This window comes from Micromonospora sp. C31, assembly GCF_018070575.1.
GTDB lineage: Bacteria > Actinomycetota > Actinomycetes > Mycobacteriales > Micromonosporaceae > Micromonospora.
In genome coordinates this window covers 1-21,748 of sequence record NZ_JAGPXN010000005.1, presented here as the reverse complement: position 1 = coordinate 21,748, position 21,748 = coordinate 1, and the positions used below count along the sequence as shown (strand labels likewise).

Here is a 21,748-nt window from a genome sequence, read left to right as displayed (position 1 = left end):
GGTGGCGGGCTGGCGGGCCGCAGCGCAGGATGACCTGGTGGCACCACCCGAGATGGTTCTGTCCGATCTTCGCGACGCGTGGAGCCCTGCGCTTGCTGGTGAACTCCTGGGCCTGTACGTGCACGGCTCGCTGGTGACCGGCGACTTCGCCGAAGATCGCAGTGACCTCGACCTGCTCGCGGTACTCGACAGCGACCCGGACGAGAACCTCCTCGCCGTGCTCGCCGGACTGCACACCGACCTCGACCGGCGACACCCGCAGTGGGCCGGCAGGGTCGAGGTGGAATACGTGTCACTGGCTGCCGCCCGCGACGCCGCGCGCGGTGGCACCGGCCGGGACCATGTCATCGCCCGGGTCAGTCCCGGCGAAGTGCTGCACCTGTTACCTGCCACCACTCACCGCCTCGTGACCTGGTCTGCCGTCCACCAACACGGCCGCAGCCTGCTGGGCCCCCCGGCCGACGTCCTGCTACCCGCCGTCGACCCCGACCGCGTCCGCTCGGCTCTGCTGGACCACGTCCGCGACTGGCCGGCCTGGGTGACCCAGATGAACACCTCCGGCGCCCAGTCCTACGCGGTGCTCACCCTCTGCCGGGCCTTCCAACGCCTCCGACACGGCCAGCAACTGTCCAAGCGGCGGGCCGCCCACAAGACCATCTGCTCCCACCCCCGATGGGCGCACCTGATCATCTGGGCACGCGACTGGTGGTACAACTCCGGCCCGGACACCGACCCCGGCAGCACCGACGACGTCCAGGCATTCGTGACCGAACTCAGCGCCACCATCCTGGCCTCGGAACATGCCGTTTCCGGCCCGTCGCCCAGAGACCGTGGCCTGCCGGTCCGTTGATCGATAGTTCTAACTGCTTCGTTGACCCGCCCTACGGCCTGCCGTAGCGTTGCCGATCAATGTCGGCCATGGGACCACCGACATCATCTCTAGGAGCAACGTTGGCCATCCCTGGATTTTCCGTGCCCAGACGCAGGTTGGCAGCCGCTGTTGCTGCCCTCGTGGCGGCAACAGTCAGTGTGGTGGCGGTAGGTGACCCCACCAGCGCCGCCCCACCGTCCACTTCGAAGACCGGCTCGTGGATCGTGCGGCTCGACGAACCGTCGCTGGCCGCACACCAGGCGAGATCCGGCAGGATGAACGCCAGATCGGCCGAGGCCCGCACCTACACCGACCGGCTCGCCGCCCGGCAGTCGGAGGTCGCCAAGCTGATCGGCAAGCGGCTGGGCCGCAAGGTCACGGTGACCAGTTCCTTCCGAAACGTACTCAACGCCATCGTCATCAAGGCGGACGCGGCGGAGGCCGCGAAGCTCGTCAAGGTGGCGGGCGTGGCCGCGGTCGAGCCCGAGGAGGTGTACGAGCTCACCAGCGACGCCAGTCACGAGATCATCGGTTCGCCCGCGGTCTGGGCGGGCGAGACCGGCCCGGAGCTGGCCACCAGGGGTGAGGGTACGGTCGTCGGCATCCTCGACAGTGGCATCAACGCGGGCCACCCGGCCTTCGCCGCCACGGACGGGGAGGGCTACACGCACACCAACCCGTACGGCCGGTACCTGGGGGTCTGCGACCCGACGCACCCGAACCACGACCCGATCTGCAACGACAAACTGGTCGGCGCGTACAGCTTCGTGTCGGGTAACTCGGCCCGGGACACCAACGGCCACGGCAGCCACACCGCCTCCACCGCCGCCGGCAACCGGCATCAGGTGACCCTTAAGTACGGCCCGGACCAGCCGGTGCGGACCGTGCAGGGTGTCGCGCCGCGCGCCAACGTGGTGATGTACCGGGTGTGTGTCGAGAGCTGTCCGGTCTCGTCCATCCTGGCCGGTATCAACCAGGCCGTCGTCGACGGTGTCGACGTGCTCAACTACTCCATCTCCGGGGCGGACCGGCCGTGGACCGACTCGGTGAGCCGGGCGTTCCTGGAGGCGTTCGGGGCTGGCATCTTCGTGGCGGCGTCGGCCGGCAACAGCGGACCCGGTGCCGGTACGGTGGCGCACACCTCGCCCTGGAACGCCTCGGTCGCCGCGACCACCACCGACCGTACCTGGGTCAAGTCCCTGTCGGTGGTCGGCCCGACGCCGGTCCCGCCGGCGCTGGCGAACCTGACCGGCTGGCCCGGCTTCGGTCCGGGCAACTCCAGCCCGATCGACGCCGAGCTGCGCTACTCCGGCGAGGTGGGTACGGCGACGGGCTGCTCCGCGTTCCCGGCGGGCTCGTTCGTCGGGGCGATCGCGTTGATCCCGCTGGGCACCTGCACCTCGGCCGCCAAGATCACCAATGCGGCCAACGCCGGTGCCGCCGCGGCCGTCCTGTTCGAGCGGCAGCCTGGTCCGCCGGTGTTCCTCTCCGGCGTGGAGAAAACGACGATCCCCGCGATCAGCGTCACCCAGGCCGACGGTGAGGCGTTGCAGAGCTTCGCCACCGCCACCGTCGAGCCGGTGACCGCCCGCCTGGGCGCCGCCACGGAACTGGCCCGCGACGCTGGCAGTGCCGACCTGGTGGCGTGGTTCAGCTCCCGAGGCCCGAGCGACTACGACCTGCTGGCCCCGACCCTCGCCGCTCCCGGGGTGAACATCCTCGCGGCCTACCGTGAGGTCGACGGGGACCCGAACCAGTACAACATCATCCGCGGTACGTCGATGGCGTCGCCGCACGTGGCGGGCGCCGGAGCGCTGCTGGCCGCGCTGCACCCGGACTGGTCCCCGGCGCAGATCCGCGCCGCGCTGGCCGGTACCGCCGACCCCGAGGGCGTACGCGAGGGATCCGGCACCCCCGCGGACCCGCTGGACGCCGGAGCGGGTCGCCTCGACCTCGCCGCCGCCGGCCGGGTCGGCCTGGTGATGGACGAGTCGTACGCCGACATGCTGGCGGCCAACCCGGCCACCGGCGGTGTGCCGCGCGAGCTGAACGTGCCGTACCTGGTGAACCAGCAGTGCAACCTGTCCTGCTCGTGGACCCGTACGGTGACCAACGTCGCCGACGCCACCGCCACCTACTCCGCGGCGGTGACGGTACCGGCGGGGCTGACGGCGACGGTGACCCCGGCGACGTTCACCCTCGCTCCCGGTGCGAGCCAGCAGATCACCGTCGACCTGAACGTCTCGGGCAGCTCCGGCGGCAGTTGGACCTTCGCCGACCTCCGGGTGACCACCGACGGCCACCACGCCAACGGCGCGGCCATCGCCGGGGTGCACTACCCGGTGGCGGTGATCCCGGTGGCTCCGGGAATCACCGTCGACCCGACGAAGCTCGAGGTGACGCAGAAGCCCGGCCTGTCCACGACCCGCAGCGTCACGATCCGGAGCACCGGCAACGGCGCGCTGAAGTGGCAACTGGCCGGCGGTGACGGTTGCGTCCTCCCCGACCAGGTGGACTGGCTGTCGACGGACACCACGTCCGGCACGCTCAACCCCGGCAGCTCGACCCAGCTCCGGTTCACCCTGGATTCGACGGGCAAGGCACCGGGCAAGCTGCAAGCGACGCTGTGTGTGGCGAGCAACGACCCGGCCAAGCCGCGCATCCCGGTCACGGTGACCCTCGTCGTCTCCGACCTGCCGACCATGGAGGTCACGCCGGAGCTGGCCGTGAGCCAGCCGGCGGGGACGGTCACCGGCACGAAGCTGACCATCGGGAACACCGGTACCGCGCCGCTGGAGTGGACCATCGGCGAGGCGCCGGTCGTCGCGAACCGGACCACGCTCGCGACCACCGACCCGAAGCGACGCGAACTGCTGCGCAACGGCGTCCTGCTGGTACCCAACACGGCGCTGCCCGGCGTGGCGGCCTTCGACCCGCAGGACGGTGACCTGCTCGAACCGGCGTTCATCACCTACCCGCCGGAGACCGAGGTGGACCTGGGGACGACCACGCACATCATCCTCAACCAGGCACAGGATGGCTTCCTGGTTTCGTCCCAGAGCACCGGTGCCGTCTACTCGTTCGACCTCGACGGGAAGTACCAGGGGGTGCACGCGCCGGCCGGTGGACCGAATCCGGGCATCATGGGCAACGTCCGAGGCATGACGCTCTCGCCCTCGGGCACGCTGCTGGTGGCCTCCGGCAGCGGCAACAAGGTGGTGGAGTTCGACGCCGAGGGCAACCACCTGCGTGACCTCATCACGTCCGGCTCCGGTGGGATCTCCGGACCGTGGTACCTCACCTTCCGGGAGAACGACCTGCTGGTCTCCGCCAGCGGCGGCAACATCTACCGGTACGACCACTCCGGTCAGCCGCTGTCGGTCTGGGAAGACACGATCAACTTCCCGCAGCAGATGTACCAGCAGGAGAACGGCAACATCCTCGCGGCGGCCTTCTCCAGCCCGCCGGGCGTCTGGGAGATCGACCCGAACGGCGCACCGGTCAACCGGTACACCGGGGCGCTCAGCAACCGCGGGGTGCACCCGCTGGGCAACGGGAACATCCTGACCACCAACAGTGGCGGGGTGCACGAGATCGATCGCGGGTCGGCGCTCGTCGAGACCCCACTCGCCACCAACGGTGCCCGCATGATCAGCGAGATCGCGCGGTCCCAGCCGTGTGACGAGCCGGCCGACGTGCCGTGGTTGCGGGTGGACACACCGAAGGGCAAGACCCTGGCGGGTGGCAGCAGCAAGGTCACCGTCCTGGTCGACTCCACCGGGCTCAAGCCCGGGGCGCACGAGGCGCATCTCTGCGTCGCGGGCAACGACCCGGACAGCCCGCTGCTCGGCGTACCGGTCAAGGTCACGGTCACCGACCAGGCGTGTGCACGTACCATCACCGGAGCTCACCCGGGCCCGCTGACCGCGTCGGCCGGGCTGACCTGCCTCGCCTACGGGTCGTCCGTCGCCGGCAAGGTGACCGTGGCACCGGGTGCCAGCCTGCACACCAACGGTGCGAACATCGTCGGGGCGGTCTCGGCCGAACGCGCTGCCGGTGTGGAGCTGTCCGCAACGGCCGTGGTCGGCGCGGTCGACCTGAAGAGCGGGACCGGCCCGCTGTCGCTGACCGGCAACCACGTGACCGGCCTGGTGTCGCTGACCGGTAACAACACCGGCCCGGCAACACCGTTGGTCTCCGGCAACACCGTCGTCGGGCCCCTCAAGTGCAGCGGTAACGAGCCGCCACCGGTCAACGGTGGCGTGCCCAACACGGTGTCCGGAGTAGTCACCGGGCAGTGCCGTGGCCTGTAGCCGATAGCTCGACGCAAGCACCAACCGCCGGATGGCCGGGCACCCGCCCGCCATCCGGCGGCTTTTTGGGCCGCGTACCGGCCGGGACCCGGGGTCAGCCCGCGATGCCGGACACAGGGCGACGGGTCCGCGCGGTTGCGTCGCCGTGAGCGGGACCGAAAGCGCCGCCGTGGTCAGCCCGGGTCGGCCCGGCTGACCTCGTCGATCAGGCCGGCGAGCAGCGCCGTCCGGGGTACGACGGAGTCCAGGTCCAGCCATTCCAAGGGGCTGTGGTCGTTGCCACCGACCGGGCCGAGCCCGTCGAGCACCGCCGCGCCGGCTTCGGCGAGAAGGTTCGCGTCGGCGCAGCCACCGGTCGCGGTGTGTGAGACGGGCACGCCGAGCCCGGCGCCGACCTTCGCGGCGAGGTCGGTGAGCCGCTGCCCGGCCGGCCCCAGCTCCCAGGGTGGGGTGGGGGCGTGCACGGTCACCTCGGCGCGCACCCCGGCGACCCACGGCTCGGCGACCAGGCGGCGGATCTCGGCGAGCGCGGCCTCGTACTCCCGGCTGTGCCAGGCACGCAGGTCGACGAGCATGCGGGCCCGGTCCGGGACGACGTTGGGCCGGTCGCCGGCGGTCAGGTGACCGACGTTGACGGTGACCCCCGGCCACCGGCCGTTGAGGGCGTCCAGGGCGACGGTCAGCCGAGCGGCCGCGAGCAGGGCGCTGGCTCCGCGTTCCGGTTCGATGCCGGCGTGGGCGGCCCGACCCCTCAGGGTGACCTCCAGGTCGGCGACGCCCTTGCGCGCCGACACCAGGTCACCGTTGTCGCGGGCGCATTCCAGGCAGAGGGCAACGTCGGCAGCGGACCCGAGGGTACGCAGCAGCGGCCGGCTGCCCGTCGATCCGATCTCCTCGTCGGGGGTGCAGACCAGCACCAGCTCGGCGTACTCCGTCCGGTCGAGCGCGGTGAGGACCTCGACGGCGGCCAGGCCCGCGAGCACACCGCCCTTGTCGTCGCTGACCCCCGGTCCGTACGCGCGGCCGTCTTGCACCCGGAACGGACGGGCGGCGGCCGTGCCCGGCGGGAAGACGGTGTCGAGGTGGCCGGCGAGCAGGATCCGCCGGCGGCCCCGGCCACGGTGCCGGCCGATCAGCACGTCGCCGAGGGGCCGGCCGGACGGGTCGGCCACCGGTTCCCGCTCGACGGCCATGCCGGCTTCCAGGCACCAGGTCTGCATCAGGTCGGCGACCTGCCGCAGGCCGTCCACCTGTCCGGATCCGGAGTCGATGTCGACCAGTCGGGCGAGTCGCTCGTGGTAGGGGGCCAGGCGGTTCCCGGCCGCCGCGAGCAGTTCCGCACCGTCCACCACTTTGCCGCTCACGGTGCCTGCCTTTCGTTCGCGACTGCGGGGCTCCGCTTCGCTGCGCTCCTCGCGCTCACAGGACCTTGTCCAGGAAGGCGCGGGTGCGGTCGTGTTTCGGGTTGCCGAGCACTTCGCCCGGTGTGCCCTGCTCGACGACGCAGCCACCGTCGAGGAACGCGACGGAGTCGGCGACCTCACGGGCGAAGCCCATCTCGTGGGTGACCACGACCATCGTCATGCCGTCGGCGGCGAGGCCCTTCATCACGTCGAGGACGTCGCCGACGAGTTCCGGGTCGAGCGCCGAGGTCGGCTCGTCGAAGAGCATCAGCTTGGGGTGCATGGCCAGTGCGCGGGCGATGGCCACCCGCTGCTGCTGCCCACCGGAGAGCTGAGCCGGGTAGCTGTTCGCCTTCTCGGCGAGACCCACCCGTTCCAGCAGGGCCGTCGCCTCGGCGCGGGCCTGGTCGCGGGGGGTGCCGAGGACACGTACGGGTGCCTCGATGACGTTGCCGAGCGCGGTGAGGTGCGGGAAGAGGTTGAACCGCTGGAAGACCATGCCGATGTCGCGGCGGCGACGGGCGACCTCGCGGGCCTTCAGCTCGTACAGCTTGTCGACCTGGCGACGGTAGCCGACCAGTTCACCGTCGACCCAGAGTTGGCCGCCGTCGATGCGTTCCAGGTGGTTGACGCAGCGCAGGAAGGTGGACTTGCCGGAGCCGGAGGGCCCGAGCAGGCAGGCTACCTCGCCGGGGGCGACGGTCATGTCGATGCCCTTGAGGACCTCGACCGGCCCGAACCTCTTGGTGACGCCCTCGGCCCGCACCATGGGTTCGGCCCCGGCCTGGCGGGTGGGGCTGATGGCGGTGTCGGTCTGGGTGGTCATCGGACTCCTCCCCGGGCGAAGCCACGGCCGAACCGCCGCTCTATCGCCCACTGGCCGGCGGACAGCAGGCTGACCAGCGCGAGATACCAGATCGCCGCCACGACGAGCAGCGGGATCACCTTGTAATTGCCCTGGTAGACGGTCTGCACGGCGGTCATCAGGTCACGGCCGGCGATGATCGACACCAGCGCGGTGGACTTGAGCATGGTGATGGTCTCGTTGCCCATCGGCGGGATGATGACCCGCATCGCCTGGGGCAGGACGACCCGGCGCAGGGTGAGCGCGGGGCTCATGCCGAGGGCCGCGGCGGCTTCGGTCTGCCCGGTGTCCACGGCGAGGATGCCACCCCGGATGACCTCCGCGGCGTACGCCATCTCGTTGAGCGACAGGGCGAGGACGGCGGCGACGGTGCCGGTGACCACGACGCTGGTCGGTTTGTCGAACAGGACCAGGTCGGTGAACGGCAGGCTGAAGGTGATCCGGGGGAAGAGCGCGCCGAGGAAGCCGAAGAAGATGATCTGCACCAGCAGGGGAGTGCCCCGGAAGACCCAGATGAAGGCCCAGGAGACACCCCGCAGTACGGGGTTGGCCGACAGGCGCATCACCGCGAGCAGGACGCCGCCGACGGTGCCGAGCACCATGGCCAGCAGGGTCAGCCAGAGCGTGGTGACCACGCCGTCGAGGATGTAGTCCTTGAAGAGGTATTCGCCGATGGTGGCGGGTTCGAGGTTGGGGCTGTCCAGCAGAGCCCGGAGGAAGAGGGCCGCCACGCCGACCACGAGGATCGCGGTCAGCCAGCGTCCGTAGTGTCGTACGGGGACGACCCGTACGGTCTCGGTGTCGCTCGTCATTGGGTCGCCTCCAGCGGGGGACGGGTGCAGCGGTCGCCGGGCGCGCCTTCCGGGCCCGCCCTCACGGGGTGTCGAAAGGGCGCCCGGCGACCGCGGTTCAGGGAGTCGGCTCCGCCGGGGTCAGTCGATGGCCTGGTCGATGGTGGCCTGCTTGACCGCGATCGGCTCCTGCTTCCACCGGGCGAGGATCTTGGTGTAGGTGCCGTCGTCGATGAGCGACTGCACGGCAGCCTGGTACGCCTGGGCGAGTTCCTTCTGCGCCTTCAGGAACCCGAAGCCGTTGGGGCTGGCCAGCCAGCCGTTCGGGGCGGACGGGTCCTCGACCAGGTCGGCCTTGCCGGCCAGGGCGGGGGCGACGTCCACCAGATTGACCTTGGTGGCGGCGACCACGTCGACGTTGCCGGCGATGAGGGCCTGCACCGCCTGCGGGTTCTCCGGGTACTCCTTGACCTCGACGGCTCGGCCGGCGCAGTCGGACCTGCTGTACTCCGCGAGGTTCTTGGCCTGGTTGCTGGCCTTCTGCACGGCCACCTTGCGCCCGCAGAGGTCGGCGACGGTCTGCACGCCGAGCGGATTGCCGGTCTTGACGAGGAAACCGGTGCCGGAGGCGGAGTAGTCGACGAAGGTGGCGACCTGCTGGCGCTCCTTCTTGTCGGTGATGCCGCCGGCGATGGCGTCGTACTTGGCGGCCTGGAGGCCGGGCACGAGGCCGTCGAAGGGCTGCTGGGTGAAGGTCGCCTTGATGCCCAGCCGGGCCGACGCGGCCAGGAACAGGTCGTGGTCCAGACCCTTGAACTCGTCGGTGCGGCCCTCGGTCTTGAAATCGATGAAGGGTTCGTACGGGGCGTTGGTGGCGACGGTGATGGTGCCCCGGTCCCGGATGTCGCCGGGGACCTTCCGGGCGAGGGTGGCGTCGGTGGTGACCTCACCGACGCCCTCGATGGTGACGGAGACGGTCGTGACCTCGTCGCCGGAGCCGGCGGCGGTGGAGTCGCCGCCGCAGCCGGCGGTGACCGCGAGGAGGGCCGAGGCCACGGTGGCCAGGGTGAGGTGACGGATGCGCATGGGGTGTCCTTCCGGGTGCCAGCCGAACCAGCACCCGGACTGTAACGCACATTACTATTTCGGTGGGGTTACAGTTTTCTGTAACGAGCTTCCGGCGCTCTCAGCTTCCCCCGTACGTCTGCTGGGCCTGCTCCATTGCCTTCAGGCGCTTGCCGGCGACCGGCCCGAGACGGTCGATCAACGCCGCCACCAGCGTCTCCACCAGCGCCAACGTGGGCACGAAGCTGTCGTACGGCGACGGCGACTCGACCCGGCTGGGCAGCACCACCTCGGCCAGGCCGGCCACCGGGGAGAGCCACCGATCGGTGAACAGGAGCACCCGGGCACCCCGTGCGGTGACCTCCCGGGCCAGGGCCAGGGTGGGCTCCTCGTACCGGCGGAAGTCGAAGAGGACGAACAGGTCCCGGCGGCCCACGTCGACGAGCATGTCGGTGCGCTCCACCGGCGTGGACGGCAACAGGCGGCTGCCTCCGCGCACCTGCATCAGGTGCAGCACCAGGTAGTGCGCGAGCAGACCGGAGAACCGGCCACCCGCCGCCGTCACCCGCAGGTGCTGGTCGGCCAGGAGGCGGACCGCCGCGTCCAACTCGCCCTGCGGCAACTCGGCCAGCGTCCCGGCCACGGCCTCCGGCAGGCTCGCCGCCGCCCGGGGCAGCGCACCCTCCGGCCGACCGCCGGTCCGCTCCGCCGCCCGGTACGCCGTCAGCGGCGACGTCTCCCGCTCGGTGAGCTCGTCGCGCAGCGCGCGCTGGAACTCCGGATAGCCGCCGAACCCGAGCCGGCTGAGGAACCGCAGCACGGTCGGCGCGCTCACCTCGGCCCGCTCGGCCAGCGAGGCGACCGTGCCCAGCCCGGCGGCCGGGTACGAGGCCAGCAGCGCACGCGCCACCCGACGTTCGGCCGGGCTGCACTCACCCAACCGCTGTCGGACCAGGGCGGCCACCCCGACTGCGGGCGGCTCGACGGCGGCGTCGTCGGACAGGTGTTCCGAACCGGCACCCGTGCCCGGCTCACCAGCGATATCGAAGGTCGACACGCGCTGAGCGTATCCGCCGCTCCTGCCGGCCGGCTCCGACCCGGAACGGGCGAGGTGTCCCCGCCGCGCACCACCCGCCCGGAGGATGGTCCCGGTGGTCAGACCACACGGGCCGAGGGCGCGCCCGCCCCGGGGGTGAGGAGGGCGCGCCTTCGGCCGGGTGGGATCAGGACTTGGCGACCGTGCAGGCGTAGTCGGCCGTGCCGGACCCGGAGTACGCCTCCACCTCGACGTAGTAGGTGGCCGACCCGGACGACGTACGGGTCAGCGAGACCGACTCGTCCGCGCCCGCCCCGTCGTTGACCGACCGGGTCAGCGTGCTGCCGGTCGAGCTGAGCAGGTAGAGGTCGGCGTCGTACGCGCTCGGGACCGCGCAGTCGACGGTGAGCGTCTGGCCACTGGTGAGGCTCACCTTGAAGTAGTCCCGGTCGCTGCCGCTCTTCATGTCACCGGTCAGGGTCAGCGGGTAGCTGCGGCCGCTGACGTCGTTCGCGGCGGTGCGGCTGTCGTTCGGCTCGACCTCGGCGTACGCGGAACCACCCCCGGGCGGGGGCGGGGTTGTCGAGCAGTCGGTGACCGGCGTACCGCTGTAGAGGTTGCTGCTCGGCACCCCGTTGGTCACGCTCTTCAGGTAGTAGCCGCAGGTGGGACGGTTGGCGAAGTTGTAGGTCTGGCCGTTCGCGAGCTTCCAGATCTTGAAGTTGGAGTACGTCAGCGGCTGCCCGGAGACCGCCACCTCCGGCTGGTGGTCGCCGAGGACCACGTACGCGTTCGAGCCGCTCAGCGTGGCCATCCCGGACTTGTCGATGAACAGCGACGCGCCCTCGTTGACCCCGACGCCCCAGGCCGCGCCTGCGCTGGTGCGACCGTCCTTGACGGCCCGCGCGACGAACGCCATCGTGCGACCCATCCGGTCGCGCTCCTGGAAGTGCGAGTCGTTGACGGTGTTGGCGTAGTTCGCCCAGCGGAACATGCCGGTGGTGAACGTCAGCGACCGGTCGTACGGGTCGTCCAGGGCGATCGCCGACGTGGTGCTGGCGGCGCACGCGTCGTACACGATGTCGCTGTTGATGTGGTGGCCGGCGCTGCCGCCGCCGACGCCGCCGCCCTTGGCCACGACGGACTCCACGGACGCCTCCAGCGCCGTGCCCTTCCATGCCGCGTAGGAGCACTGGTTGCCGCCGGCGAAGTAGACGAACTCGGCGTTGCGGATGTCGGTGTTCACCTGGCTGTTGTTGCCGTCGTTCTTGGCGGTCAGCGTCAACGTGGTGCAGGAGTTGACTCCGGCCAGGCCCATGATGTCGTCGCATTCCGGGGTGCCGCCGTCGGACGCGGCGACGACCGCCACGTCGATCGTGCCGCTGGCACCGCGGATCGCGTTGATCGCCCGCGTCATGGTGGCGGACACGACGCCGCCGGAGCCGTTCATCGTGTACGCCGGGCCGGACCAGCTCGCCCGGCTCACATCGGTGGCGCTGCCCTGCCGGTCGCGGATGACCTGGGCGTGCGCCGCGGTCACCCCGATCGGGGAGAGGGTCGCGACGAGGCTCGCGGCGGTCAACAGCGCGAGACGGGTACGCAGGGGGTTGCGGACAAGGGACATGGGCACCTCCGAGGGGCCACGGATCGATGAAACAGAAGTTACATCGATTAGGTTTCCTGCTCAACACGTAATCCCTGTTACATTCTGATGACGTGTTCCAGCTCCACGCACGACTGCGGAAGGGCCGCTCGACAGGCGTCGAACGGCCCCTCCTCACTCTCTACCGGACGGGGCCTACCGGGCGGCGATGCCGATCACGACGCCGGTGAACGAGGTCGACCCACCGGCCCGGAACGCGGCGAAGCCCCGTCCCCGGGTCAGCGTCGCCTCCCACCGCGGGTCGTCCTCGTACGACACGTCGGACACCGACACGCAGCCCGCGTTGTCGATCAACGCCTCGGCGCCGGTGACGAGGCCGTAGTTCCAGAACACGTCCCCGGTGGGCGTCACGTCGCAGCCCGGCGCCCCGCTGACCCGCTGCTTCGACCGGGCGATGACCGGCTGCCAGCGCTCCGAGCGGTACTGGTCGCCCTCGGTCAGCCGGGTCCAGCGCACGCCCCCGACGCCCCAGACGGGAGTACGGGTGGTGCGCGCCCACCGCAGGTCGAGCACGGTCACCCCGCGCTGGCCGAGCACCCGTAGCTGCTGGTGCCGCGAGCCGACGCCGGTCACCTCCAGCGCGGTGTTCTCGTCCAGGCCGAAGACCCGCTTGTTGCGGGTGTCGGTGGCGAGCCGGATCGACCGGGCCTCGCGGCCGCGCCGGGAGAAGTGGGTGTCCACCAGACCGTCGCGGAAGAAGCCGAACCCGCCCTTCGGCAGGTACCCGAGGACGCTGGAGTCGTCGAAGTAGCCGGCCTTCGACCCGTCCCGCAGGCCGGGGTCGACCGACCCGCCGGTGATCATGTCGCGGCCGGCCATGATCTGCGCGCCCGCGCTGGTGCCGGCGACGACCGCGCCCGCGCGCAGCTTGCGCCGGACCGCGGCCAGCGCCGCCGAGTCGCGCTGCGCCCGGCCCCGGGTCATCGTGGTGACGTACCGGTACTGGTCGCCGCCGCCGAAGAAGAAGCCGGTCATCGAGTTGATCTGGGCCACCACGGCCGGGTCGTCGGCCTTCTCGGGGTGGTCGACGTCGATCGGGATCCACTGCGCGTCGGCCACGCCGTACGTCTTGAACAGGTTCGCGTAGTAGTCGCCGTTGCAGACGCTGTTGTTGCAGTCCGGGGTGTCCGCGTCCGGATCCTCCGACGGGGTGGGTGCCGCCGCCGTGAAGATGCCGATGCGGGCCCTGCCGGTTCCGCCGGCCAGCCGGACGATGTCGCCGTAGATGGTCGCGTTGTCGTCGGCGAGCGCGCCGCCGACCAGCACGAGGCTGCCGCCGGAGCGGTGGGACGACGAGGTTGCCGAGGCGGGGACCGCAGCCAGGGGGACGCTCAACGCGACCGCCGTGCACGCGCCGACCCCGAGGGTCAGCAGACGCTTCAAGGGCATGACTCTTCCTCACTGGAGACCGTGAGGGCGGGCCGACGTGAGCGTACGACAGAACACCCACCCCGACAACGGCCGATCGCGACCGCTCGTCGACGGGTGGGTTCGGCTCACCGGCGCGGCAGACAGGACCGGTCCCCGCGGTGGTCGGCGCGTCGACGATGCCGTGGGTGCGGGCCGCGCCTCACCAGGCTCGGACAACCCTGGCCGTCACCCGCCGGACACGAGGCGAACGAGCATGTTCGATGTCCTGGCGCTTCAGATGGATCGCTAACGTTGGTCCGCAATACGAGCTTAACGATGAGAACACACTGCTCCTGTGTCAGCGTGGCGCCGCAGAGCTGCCCGCGCGGCGGACCATCCACCGTCAGAATCGCGGAGGCCTGAACCCGTCATGGTGCACCGGTGCTCGTGGTGGCTCAGGGGGATGGTCGCGGCGATCCCACGTATTGGTGTTATCGCTAACAGTCTGCCCGCGAAGAAGGTGATGTCCTAGAGGGAGGGCATGGTCGACGCCAGCCTCGCCGACACTACCGCCTACGGAACGACGGACTTCTGCAACGGGCCGGGCAGCGGGAAGTGCGCCACGTACCTGGCCGCGGGGTGGGGGCCCAGCTCTTCTTCGGCGGCCAGAAGGTCAACGAGGCGAAGCGCCGGTGGTCGACGCGGTCGCCACCCACGACGCGGCGATGGGTGGGGTGGCGGTCTTCGTCGTCTACCGCGACCGGACCGTACCGATCGAGCTGACCATCGATCTGAGTCGCTTCGGTCCCGTGGTGCGGACGGTGGAGGCGTCGACCCTGTCCGACGACGACGTTCGTGCGACCAACACCGTGGATCAACAGGAGTGGGTCGTCCTGCGACCCAACCGGCAGCTCTCGGTCCACACCAGCGGCGTGCAGGTCGTGTTGCCGCCGGTGTCGTGGACGGCCGTGCGGCTTCCGTGGAACCGACCCACTGACAGCTCCCCGGCACGGCTGGACTTCGCTTTGGCGGCTACGCCGACCGAAGCGAAGTCCAACCGGCTGTGCGCTGAGGGCGTCGATGAGTGTCCCGCCCTGTCGACGAGCCGTGCACGACCCGCTCAGGAAACGCTTTCACGGTGGCTGGGTGACGCCGCGCTGCGCAATTCCACGCTGGCTCAAAGAATGTGGATCAACGCCAATAGCTTGACATCCATCGATGTGAACGCAAACATTTTACGTGTAACGCGGTGGTAATGCCGCTGTCACGTCCCTCGGCGGGCGCCTGCTCCGCGTGCGAGGCGGTCGCCGAGGTGGGCGCCGTCGTCGAAAGTGACGAACCACCGCGCGTCGTCACGGCGGCGATCATCACCGGGATCGAGGGCTCGGTGTCCGGGCGGTCCAGGCAATCGAAGGAGATTTCGATCATGGATGTGGATCCGGTGCCGCGGGTGGGTGCGCGGCGGCGTGGGTGGCGGGTGGGGTTGGCCGCGGGTGCGGCGGTGTTGGTGGCGGGTGCGGGGGTGGTGTTCGGGGTGCCGTCGGCGTCGGCGGCGACGGTGGACACCTCGGCGTCGTACGTGTTCGTGAACCGGCACAGTGGTAAGGCGATGGATGTCTATGACTGGTCGACGGCGGAGAGCGCGCCGGTGAATCAGTGGGCACGTAATGATCTTGCGGTGCAGCAGTGGCAGTTCGTCGATGCCGGTGGTGGGTACTACAAGGTGCGGTCGCGGCACAGCGGGAAGGTGCTGGAGTTGCCTGGTGTCACCGATGGCACCCAGTTGGTGCAGACCAGCGACCGGGGGGCGGCCGCGCAGCAGTTCCGGTTGCTGGACTCCGCGGGTGGGTTCGTGCGGTTCGTGAACCGGCAGTCGAGCAAGGTCGTGGATGTGTGGGAGTGGTCGACGGCCGACGGTGGCCGGTTGGCCGGCTATTCCGACGTGGACGGGGCCAACCAGCAGTGGCAGTTGGTGCGCCTGGGCGGCGGAACACCCACCACACCGCCTCCGCCGACAGGTAACCCGCCGGCGTCCTACCCGCAGCCCATCAGGGTCTCGGGAGACATCGGTGTCCACGACCCGACCGTGGTCAAGCGGCCCGACGGCACCTACCTGCTCGCGCACACCGGCAACGACATCGCGCTGAAGACCTCGACCGACCGGGTCGCCTACCGCAACGCCGGCGCCGTCTTCCCCGGTGGCGCGCCGTGGACCACCACGTACACCGGTGGCGCGCGCAACCTGTGGGCGCCGGACCTGTCGTACCACGACGGCCGCTACTACCTGTACTACTCGGCATCGACCTTCGGCTCCAACCGCTCGGCGATCTTCCTGGCCACCAGCACCACCGGCGCGTCCGGAAGCTGGACCAACGAGGGCCTCGTCATCGAGTCGCGGACGTCGGACAACTTCAACGCGATCGACCCGAACCTCGTGGTCGACGAGCAGGGCCGCTGGTGGCTGAGCTTCGGCTCGTTCTGGTCCGGGATCAAGATGATCCAGCTCGATCCGGCTACCGGACGTCGGCTCGGCACTTCGATGCAGAGTCTCGCCGCCTACGGTCCCGGCATCGAGGCACCGGTCGTGGTCAGGCGCGGTTCCTGGTACTACCTGTACGTCTCGTTCGATCGCTGCTGTCAGGGTGCCAGCAGCACGTACCGCGTCATGGTAGGCCGGTCGGCGAGCCCGACCGGGCCGTTCGTCGACCGCGCCGGTCGGGACATGCTTTCCGGCGGGGGCACTCAGATCCTCGCCTCGCACGGCAGTGTCCACGGCCCCGGCCACCAGGCGTTCCTCGCAGACTCTGACGGCGACTACCTGTTCTACCACTACTACGCCGACAGCGGCGCGTCGCTGCTCGGCATCAACCGCGTCGGCTACGACGCCGCTGCCTGGCCCTACGTGTACTGACCCGGCTGATTCCGGTGGGCGGGCCCGCGCCTGCCCACCGGGATGCTCCGCACCCTCGAACCCCGCACTCGGGCTACGCCGAGCTGTATGCCCGCACGCCCACCTCCGCTGACGACGATCTCGCCCAACTGGGAGGACACATGCACCCGTCCCACCGAGTCACCAGCCGCGCTGTCGGCACGGAGCGCGCCGGTCACCGGAGGACTCGGCACCTGCGGTCGGTCCTGGCCGCGGTGCTCGCGACACTCGCCGTGGCGGCCGGCCTTCCGGTGGCTGGCCCGGCGCAGGCCGCGCCATCCGTGAACTACACCAACCCGCTGGCGACCCAGCGGGCCGACCCGCACATCGTCAGGCACACCGACGGCTACTACTACATGACCGCGACGGTGCCGCAGTACGACCGGATCGTGCTGCGTCGGGCCACCACGCTGCAAGGGCTCGCGACGGCGGCGGAGACGACGATCTGGCGCCGGCACACCAGCGGGGAGATGGGCGCCCACATCTGGGCGCCGGAGATCCACTTCATCAACAACCGGTGGTACGTGTACTTCGCCGCAGGCCGGACCGACGACGTGTGGCGGATCCGGATGTACGTTTTGGAGAACGCGAACGCGAACCCGCTGGTCGGGTCGTGGACCGAACGCGGCCGGATCACGACCCCGTGGGACACCTTCAGCCTGGACGCCTCGACCTTCGTGGTGAACGGGGTGCGCTATCTGACCTGGGCGCAGCAGGAGCCCGGCATCTCCACGAACTCGAACGTCTACCTCGCCCGGATGGGCGCCAACCCGTGGCAGATAACGGGCACGGTGACCAGGCTCGTCGTGCCGACGTACGACTGGGAGACCCGCGGCCACCGGGTGGCCGAGGGGCCGGCGGTGATCCAGCGCAATGGCCGGGTCTTCCTGACCTACTCGGCCAGCGCCACGGACGCCAACTACTGCCTCGGCATGTTGAGCGCCTCCGCCGGCGCGAACCTGCTCGACGCCGCCTCCTGGAGCAGGAGCTCGACCCCGGTGTTCGCCAGCAACGCGGCCACCGGCCAGTACGGCCCGGGCCACAACTCGTTCACCGTCTCGGAGGACGGGCAGAGCGACATCCTCGTCTACCACGACCGCAACTACCGCGACATCAGCGGCGATCCGCTCAACGATCCGAACCGGCGGACCCGGATCCAGAAGCTGTACTGGAACGCCGACGGCACCCCGAACCTCGGCATTCCGGTACCCGACGGGGCCACCCCGGTCCGGCTGCGCTCGCACGACCTGAGCACCAGCTACGTCCGGCACTACGACCACCGGGCGCGCGTGGAGCCGAACGTGGCCAACCTGGCCGACTCGCAGTTCCGCATCGTCGCCGGCCTCGCCGGCGCGGGGTCGGTGTCGCTGGAGTCGACCAACTTCCCGGGCTACTACCTGCGCCACCGCGACTTCGCCCTGTACGTGGAGCAGAACGACGGCTCGGCCCTCTTCGGCGCTGACGCGAGCTTCCACCGCCGGTCCGGCCTGGCAGCCAGCGCCGGGCTCTCCCTGGAGTCACAGAACTTCCCGGGCCGATACGTCCGCCACCGCGGCGGGCTGCTCCACGTGGAAGCGGTGAGTTCGAGCGCCGAGCGTGCCTCCGCCACCTTCCACCTGGAATAGCCAGCCACCCACCTGAATCAGCCATTCATCGGCTCAGGTGACCGCGGTTCTCGGCCACGCCGGTTGCTCGCCCCGAGCCCTTCGATCAAGCCAGGAGGAACGATGCCCCTGAAAACCATGAGAAGACCGTTCAGCGGTGGAGGGATCCGCCGAGGCCGGCGTAGCGGCCTGGCGCTCGCCATGATCACCGCGCTGGCCGGCGCGGCCGGTGTCGCTGTGGTCAGCGCACCGCCGGCACAGGCGGCGACCATCGACACCAGCGCCTACTACGTACTGGTGAACCGACACAGCGGCAAGGTCCTCGACGTCCGGGACACCTCGGCGGAGGACGGCGCCGTGATCCAGCAGTGGTCCCGCAACGACGGCGAGTGGCAGCAGTTCCAGTTCGTCTCCTCCGGCAGTGGCTACTACCGCCTCAAGGCTCGGCACAGCGGCAAGGTCGTCGACCTCTGGGAGTGGAACGTCGCCGACGGCGCCGAGTACCGTCAGTGGCCCGATCTCAACGCCACCAACCAGCAGTTCCAGGTTCTCGACTCCGACGGCGGTCATGTCCGGCTGATCAACCGCCATTCCGGCAAGGCGCTGGAGGCATGGGAATGGTCCACCGCCGACGGCGCCCGAATCAGTCAGTACACCGATCTCAACGGTGCGAACCAGCAGTGGCAGATGGTTCGGGTGGGTGGCGGGGGCACTCCGACCACGCCGCCCCCGGGCACCGGTTGTGGCAGCGGGTCGACCAACGCCGAGGCCGTGCTGAGCGGGAGCACCTGGACGGCCCGTAACGGCTCGTCGACGGTCTATTCGGGATCGAGCATGCTGTCCGCGATGCAGGCGGCGGTGAACTCGCTGTCGGCGGGCCGGACGTCGAAGCAGCGGGTGGTGGTTCGTGGCTCCGGGTCGATGAGCGCGGGTTCGCGGTTGTCGCTGCCGTCGTACACGACCCTGGCGGTGTGCGGCACGATCAACGTCACCGGGTCGGGTTCGGGCGACCAGGCGCCGGTGTACTCGCGCGGCACCACGGACGTCGAGGTGCAGAACCTGACGCTGACCGGGTCGCCGTTGTACGGGATCTTCATGCGTAACGTGAACAACCTGACCCTGGGCCAGATCGACATGCGGGTCTCCTCCGGCCTGGGAGTGCGTATCGACAACCACGGTGGGGACCGGGCGGTGAAGGTGCGCAACGTCCGCATCGACAACGTGTACGTCTCCGGGACCGGTGCGCACGGGGTGGAGACGTACGGCGTGGACGGTCTGACGGTCGGAACGGTCACGGCGCGCAACACCGGCTACTCCGGCCTGCTGCTGAACGACACGATCAACGCCACGGTCGGCACGGTCGACGCGCAGGGCGCCGGCACCGGGACCGGATACGCGGCGTTCCGCATGGCCAACCGCAACGGCCGGGTGGGTAGCTCGTACCCGACCAACATCCGGGTCGGCAACGTGATCGCCTCCGGCGGTGGCCGGGGGATCTTCTGCGTGTCCGAGTCCGGCGGCGCGGTCATCGACCGGGTGACGATCTCGAACACGGGAAACAACGCGATCCTCGTGGAGAACTGCTACAACGTCGCCATCGCCGGGGTGTCCGGGACGGTGACGGGCGGCGGCGAGGTGAGGATCTCCTCGCGGACGGAGTTCCCGATCTCCTCCGGCATCCGTTTCCAGAACCTGACGGTCAGCGGCACCAACATCACGCAGAGTCCCTGCGGCGGGGCGAACAACACGATCAGCAATGTCACCAGGATCAACTCGACGCTGAACTGGTGTTGAGCGGTGGTGCGCCGCGCCGGCCCGACGAAGCATTCCCAGTGCTCACCCTTCACCATCGACGAGAAGAGGAAGTTCTGTGGCGAACACTCTCACCAATCCCGCTGATGAGCGCCCGCGGCACCGCTGGCGGTCCATGATTGCCGCCGCCGGTGCCCTCGTGGTCGGCGTGGTCGGCGTGGTGATCGCGTCGCCCCCGGCCCAGGCCGCGGTCATTGACACCAACGCCTACTACGTGCTGGTCAATCGGCACAGCGGCAAGGTTCTCGATGTCGCCGACACCTCGACCGCCGACGCCGCACCCATCCAGCAGTGGTCCCGCAACGACGGTGCCTGGCAGCAGTTCCGGTTCGTCAGTTCCGGCAGCGGCTACTACCGGTTGCAGGCCCGGCACAGCGGAAAAGTGATCGATCTGTGGGAATGGAACACCGCCGACGGCGCGGAGTACCGGCAGTGGTCCGATCTCAACGCGACCAACCAGCAGTTCCAGGTCCTCGACTCGGACAGTGGCTACGTCCGGCTGATCAACCGGCACTCCAACAAGGCCGTGGAGGTGTGGGAGTGGTCCACCGCCGACGGCGGACGGATCTCCCAGTACGCCGACCTCAACGGATGGAACCAGCAGTGGCAACTCATTCCCGCCGGTGGTGATCCTGGGACGCCACAGAGCGGTCTGGTCGGTTGGGCCACCCAGAACGGCGGTACCACCGGCGGCGGTAGCGCCGCCCCCACCACGGTGACGAGTGCGTCCGCTCTCTCCAGCGCGCTCGGCTCGTCCAGCGCTGCGGTCATCCGCGTGTCCGGCACGATCTCCTGCTCCGGCATGCTGCGGGTCCGGTCTCACAAGACGATTGTCGGCAATGCCGGAGCGACCATCTCCGGCTGCGGGTTCACCGTCAACGGCGACCGCAACGTCATCATCCGTAACCTGAACTTCCGCAACTGGAGCGACGACGCGATCAACGTCGAGCAGTCGGCCACCAACATCTGGATCGACCACAACAGCTTCACCGGCGGCTACGACGGCGCAGTCGACATCAAGCGCGGATCCGACTTCGTCACCGTCTCCTGGAACCGGGTCTACGGTCATGACAAGTCGATGCTGCTCGGCCACAGTGACAGCAACGCCAGCCAGGACGTCGGACGCCTCCGGGTCACCTACCACCACAACTGGTTCGACGGCTCCAACCAGCGCCACCCGCGGGTCCGCTTCGGCAACCCGGTCCACGTCTACAACAACCTGTACAGCAACGTCGGCGGCTATGGCGTCGCATCGACGATGAATGCCGGGGTGCTCGTCGAGGGCAACTACTTCGAGAACACGGCCGATCCCTACCATCTGGGGGAGGGCTCGTCCGGTCCCGGTTCCCTGGTCGCCCGCAACAACTGCTTCGTCAACTCGGGCGGCGGGCAGGCCGGCGGCAGCGTCGCCGCCATCCCGTACCCGTACCAGCTCGACACCGCCTGCAACGTGAAGTCCATCGTCACGGCGGGCGCCGGGGCCGGCCGGATCAGCATCTGATCCGGCGCCGCTTCGAACGACCACGACACCAGCAGGGCCGGGCCGTTCCCGGATCTCCGGAGGGTCCGGCCCGGCCGTCGGTGACGGGGGAGGGGCGTACGCCTGGACCCTGTCCTGGCGCTGCTGGTGGTGACGGGCTCGGCGGGCTTGCCCACGCAGGCCCGGTCGGCGCGAACGCCAGTGGGATCGGCCGGCCGGACGCCACCTTCCGCGTCCCCTGATCCCCGTCGATCCGTGTGGCTGCTGAAGACGTGGCGGTGGCTGTCGCCTACGGAGTAGGCGCGCTCAGGCGATGGCCTGAGTTGTTCGGGACGACCGCCCGTGGTTCGGGGTCGGGTTGCGTCCACGGGTATGGATGGACGTGCTGTGGACGCGGGGGGGGGGGGGGGGCCCGGGGGGGGGCCCCGCCCGGGGGCCGGGGGTGGGTCGGGTCAGCCGACCAGGACTTCCTTGCTGGCGACGTTGCCGCCGGCGTCGGCGACAGCCTCGGCGACCTGGCCGTCCTTGGCGTTGAAGTCGCCCAACGCGGCCTGCAGCTCCTCCTG

Annotated in this window: 14 protein-coding genes; 7 read left to right on the top strand and 7 right to left on the bottom strand. The window is 69.9% G+C overall.

The genetic code is table 11. From position 1 onward, the window contains the following. Positions 1 to 37: 37 nt before the first annotated feature. Both KBX06_RS08985 and KBX06_RS08980 read left to right on the top strand, forming a co-directional pair. Entirely contained in the window at positions 38 to 850 is an 813-nt protein-coding gene (locus KBX06_RS08985; RefSeq protein ID WP_210833782.1) for a nucleotidyltransferase domain-containing protein, read from the top strand. Positions 851 to 1,146: 296 nt separating this feature from the next. After that, positions 1,147 to 5,184, top strand: a complete 4,038-nt coding sequence (locus tag KBX06_RS08980; RefSeq protein WP_210833781.1) for a S8 family serine peptidase — start codon at positions 1,147 to 1,149, stop codon at positions 5,182 to 5,184. A 173-nt stretch (positions 5,185 to 5,357) separates the two neighbouring features. Here the strand turns inward: KBX06_RS08980 and KBX06_RS08975 are convergent, their stop codons facing one another. From KBX06_RS08975 to KBX06_RS08945, 7 genes are all read right to left on the bottom strand, one after another. Then, on the bottom strand, positions 5,358 to 6,548 hold the full coding sequence (locus KBX06_RS08975; RefSeq protein ID WP_307854525.1) for a M20 family metallopeptidase: 1,191 nt from the start codon (positions 6,546 to 6,548) through the stop codon (positions 5,358 to 5,360). Positions 6,549 to 6,603: 55 nt separating this feature from the next. Further along, positions 6,604 to 7,413, bottom strand: a complete 810-nt coding sequence (locus KBX06_RS08970) for an amino acid ABC transporter ATP-binding protein (protein ID WP_305798280.1) — start codon at positions 7,411 to 7,413, stop codon at positions 6,604 to 6,606. Further along, a complete protein-coding gene (locus KBX06_RS08965) occupies positions 7,410 to 8,264 on the bottom strand; it encodes an amino acid ABC transporter permease (RefSeq protein ID WP_210833780.1) in 855 nt (284 codons plus the stop codon). The genes KBX06_RS08970 and KBX06_RS08965 overlap by 4 nt, the downstream gene beginning before the upstream one ends. A 120-nt stretch (positions 8,265 to 8,384) precedes the next feature. Next, positions 8,385 to 9,329: a transporter substrate-binding domain-containing protein gene (locus KBX06_RS08960; RefSeq protein ID WP_210833779.1), complete on the bottom strand. Its 945-nt coding sequence runs from the start codon at positions 9,327 to 9,329 to the stop codon at positions 8,385 to 8,387. Positions 9,330 to 9,429: 100 nt separating this feature from the next. Further along, positions 9,430 to 10,365, bottom strand: a complete 936-nt coding sequence (locus tag KBX06_RS08955) for a MurR/RpiR family transcriptional regulator (RefSeq protein ID WP_307854524.1) — start codon at positions 10,363 to 10,365, stop codon at positions 9,430 to 9,432. Between the two features lie 166 nt (positions 10,366 to 10,531). After that, positions 10,532 to 11,968 (bottom strand): pre-peptidase C-terminal domain-containing protein, encoded by a 1,437-nt coding sequence (locus tag KBX06_RS08950; RefSeq protein WP_210833778.1) that lies wholly within the window; start codon positions 11,966 to 11,968, stop codon positions 10,532 to 10,534. 174 nt (positions 11,969 to 12,142) lie between these two features. After that, complete coding sequence (locus KBX06_RS08945; RefSeq protein ID WP_210833777.1) at positions 12,143 to 13,396, bottom strand: cyanophycinase; 1,254 nt, start codon at positions 13,394 to 13,396, stop codon at positions 12,143 to 12,145. Between the two features lie 653 nt (positions 13,397 to 14,049). Here KBX06_RS08945 and KBX06_RS08940 point away from each other — a divergent pair. The 5 genes from KBX06_RS08940 (at position 14,050) to KBX06_RS08920 (ending at position 21,203) form a co-directional block, all read left to right on the top strand. Further along, the gene (locus tag KBX06_RS08940) at positions 14,050 to 14,613 is read left to right on the top strand and encodes an alpha-L-arabinofuranosidase C-terminal domain-containing protein (protein WP_210833776.1); all 564 of its coding nucleotides are present in this window, start codon (positions 14,050 to 14,052) and stop codon (positions 14,611 to 14,613) included. A 170-nt stretch (positions 14,614 to 14,783) separates the two neighbouring features. Next, positions 14,784 to 16,268, top strand: a complete 1,485-nt coding sequence (locus KBX06_RS08935) for a family 43 glycosylhydrolase (RefSeq protein ID WP_210833775.1) — start codon at positions 14,784 to 14,786, stop codon at positions 16,266 to 16,268. A gap of 233 nt (positions 16,269 to 16,501) precedes the next feature. After that, complete coding sequence (locus tag KBX06_RS08930) at positions 16,502 to 17,911, top strand: family 43 glycosylhydrolase (RefSeq protein WP_307854523.1); 1,410 nt, start codon at positions 16,502 to 16,504, stop codon at positions 17,909 to 17,911. Positions 17,912 to 18,013: 102 nt separating this feature from the next. Then, positions 18,014 to 19,684, top strand: a complete 1,671-nt coding sequence (locus tag KBX06_RS08925) for an RICIN domain-containing protein (RefSeq protein WP_374225596.1) — start codon at positions 18,014 to 18,016, stop codon at positions 19,682 to 19,684. Between the two features lie 76 nt (positions 19,685 to 19,760). Next, complete coding sequence (locus KBX06_RS08920) at positions 19,761 to 21,203, top strand: RICIN domain-containing protein (protein WP_374225595.1); 1,443 nt, start codon at positions 19,761 to 19,763, stop codon at positions 21,201 to 21,203. Positions 21,204 to 21,748: the final 545 nt, after the last annotated feature.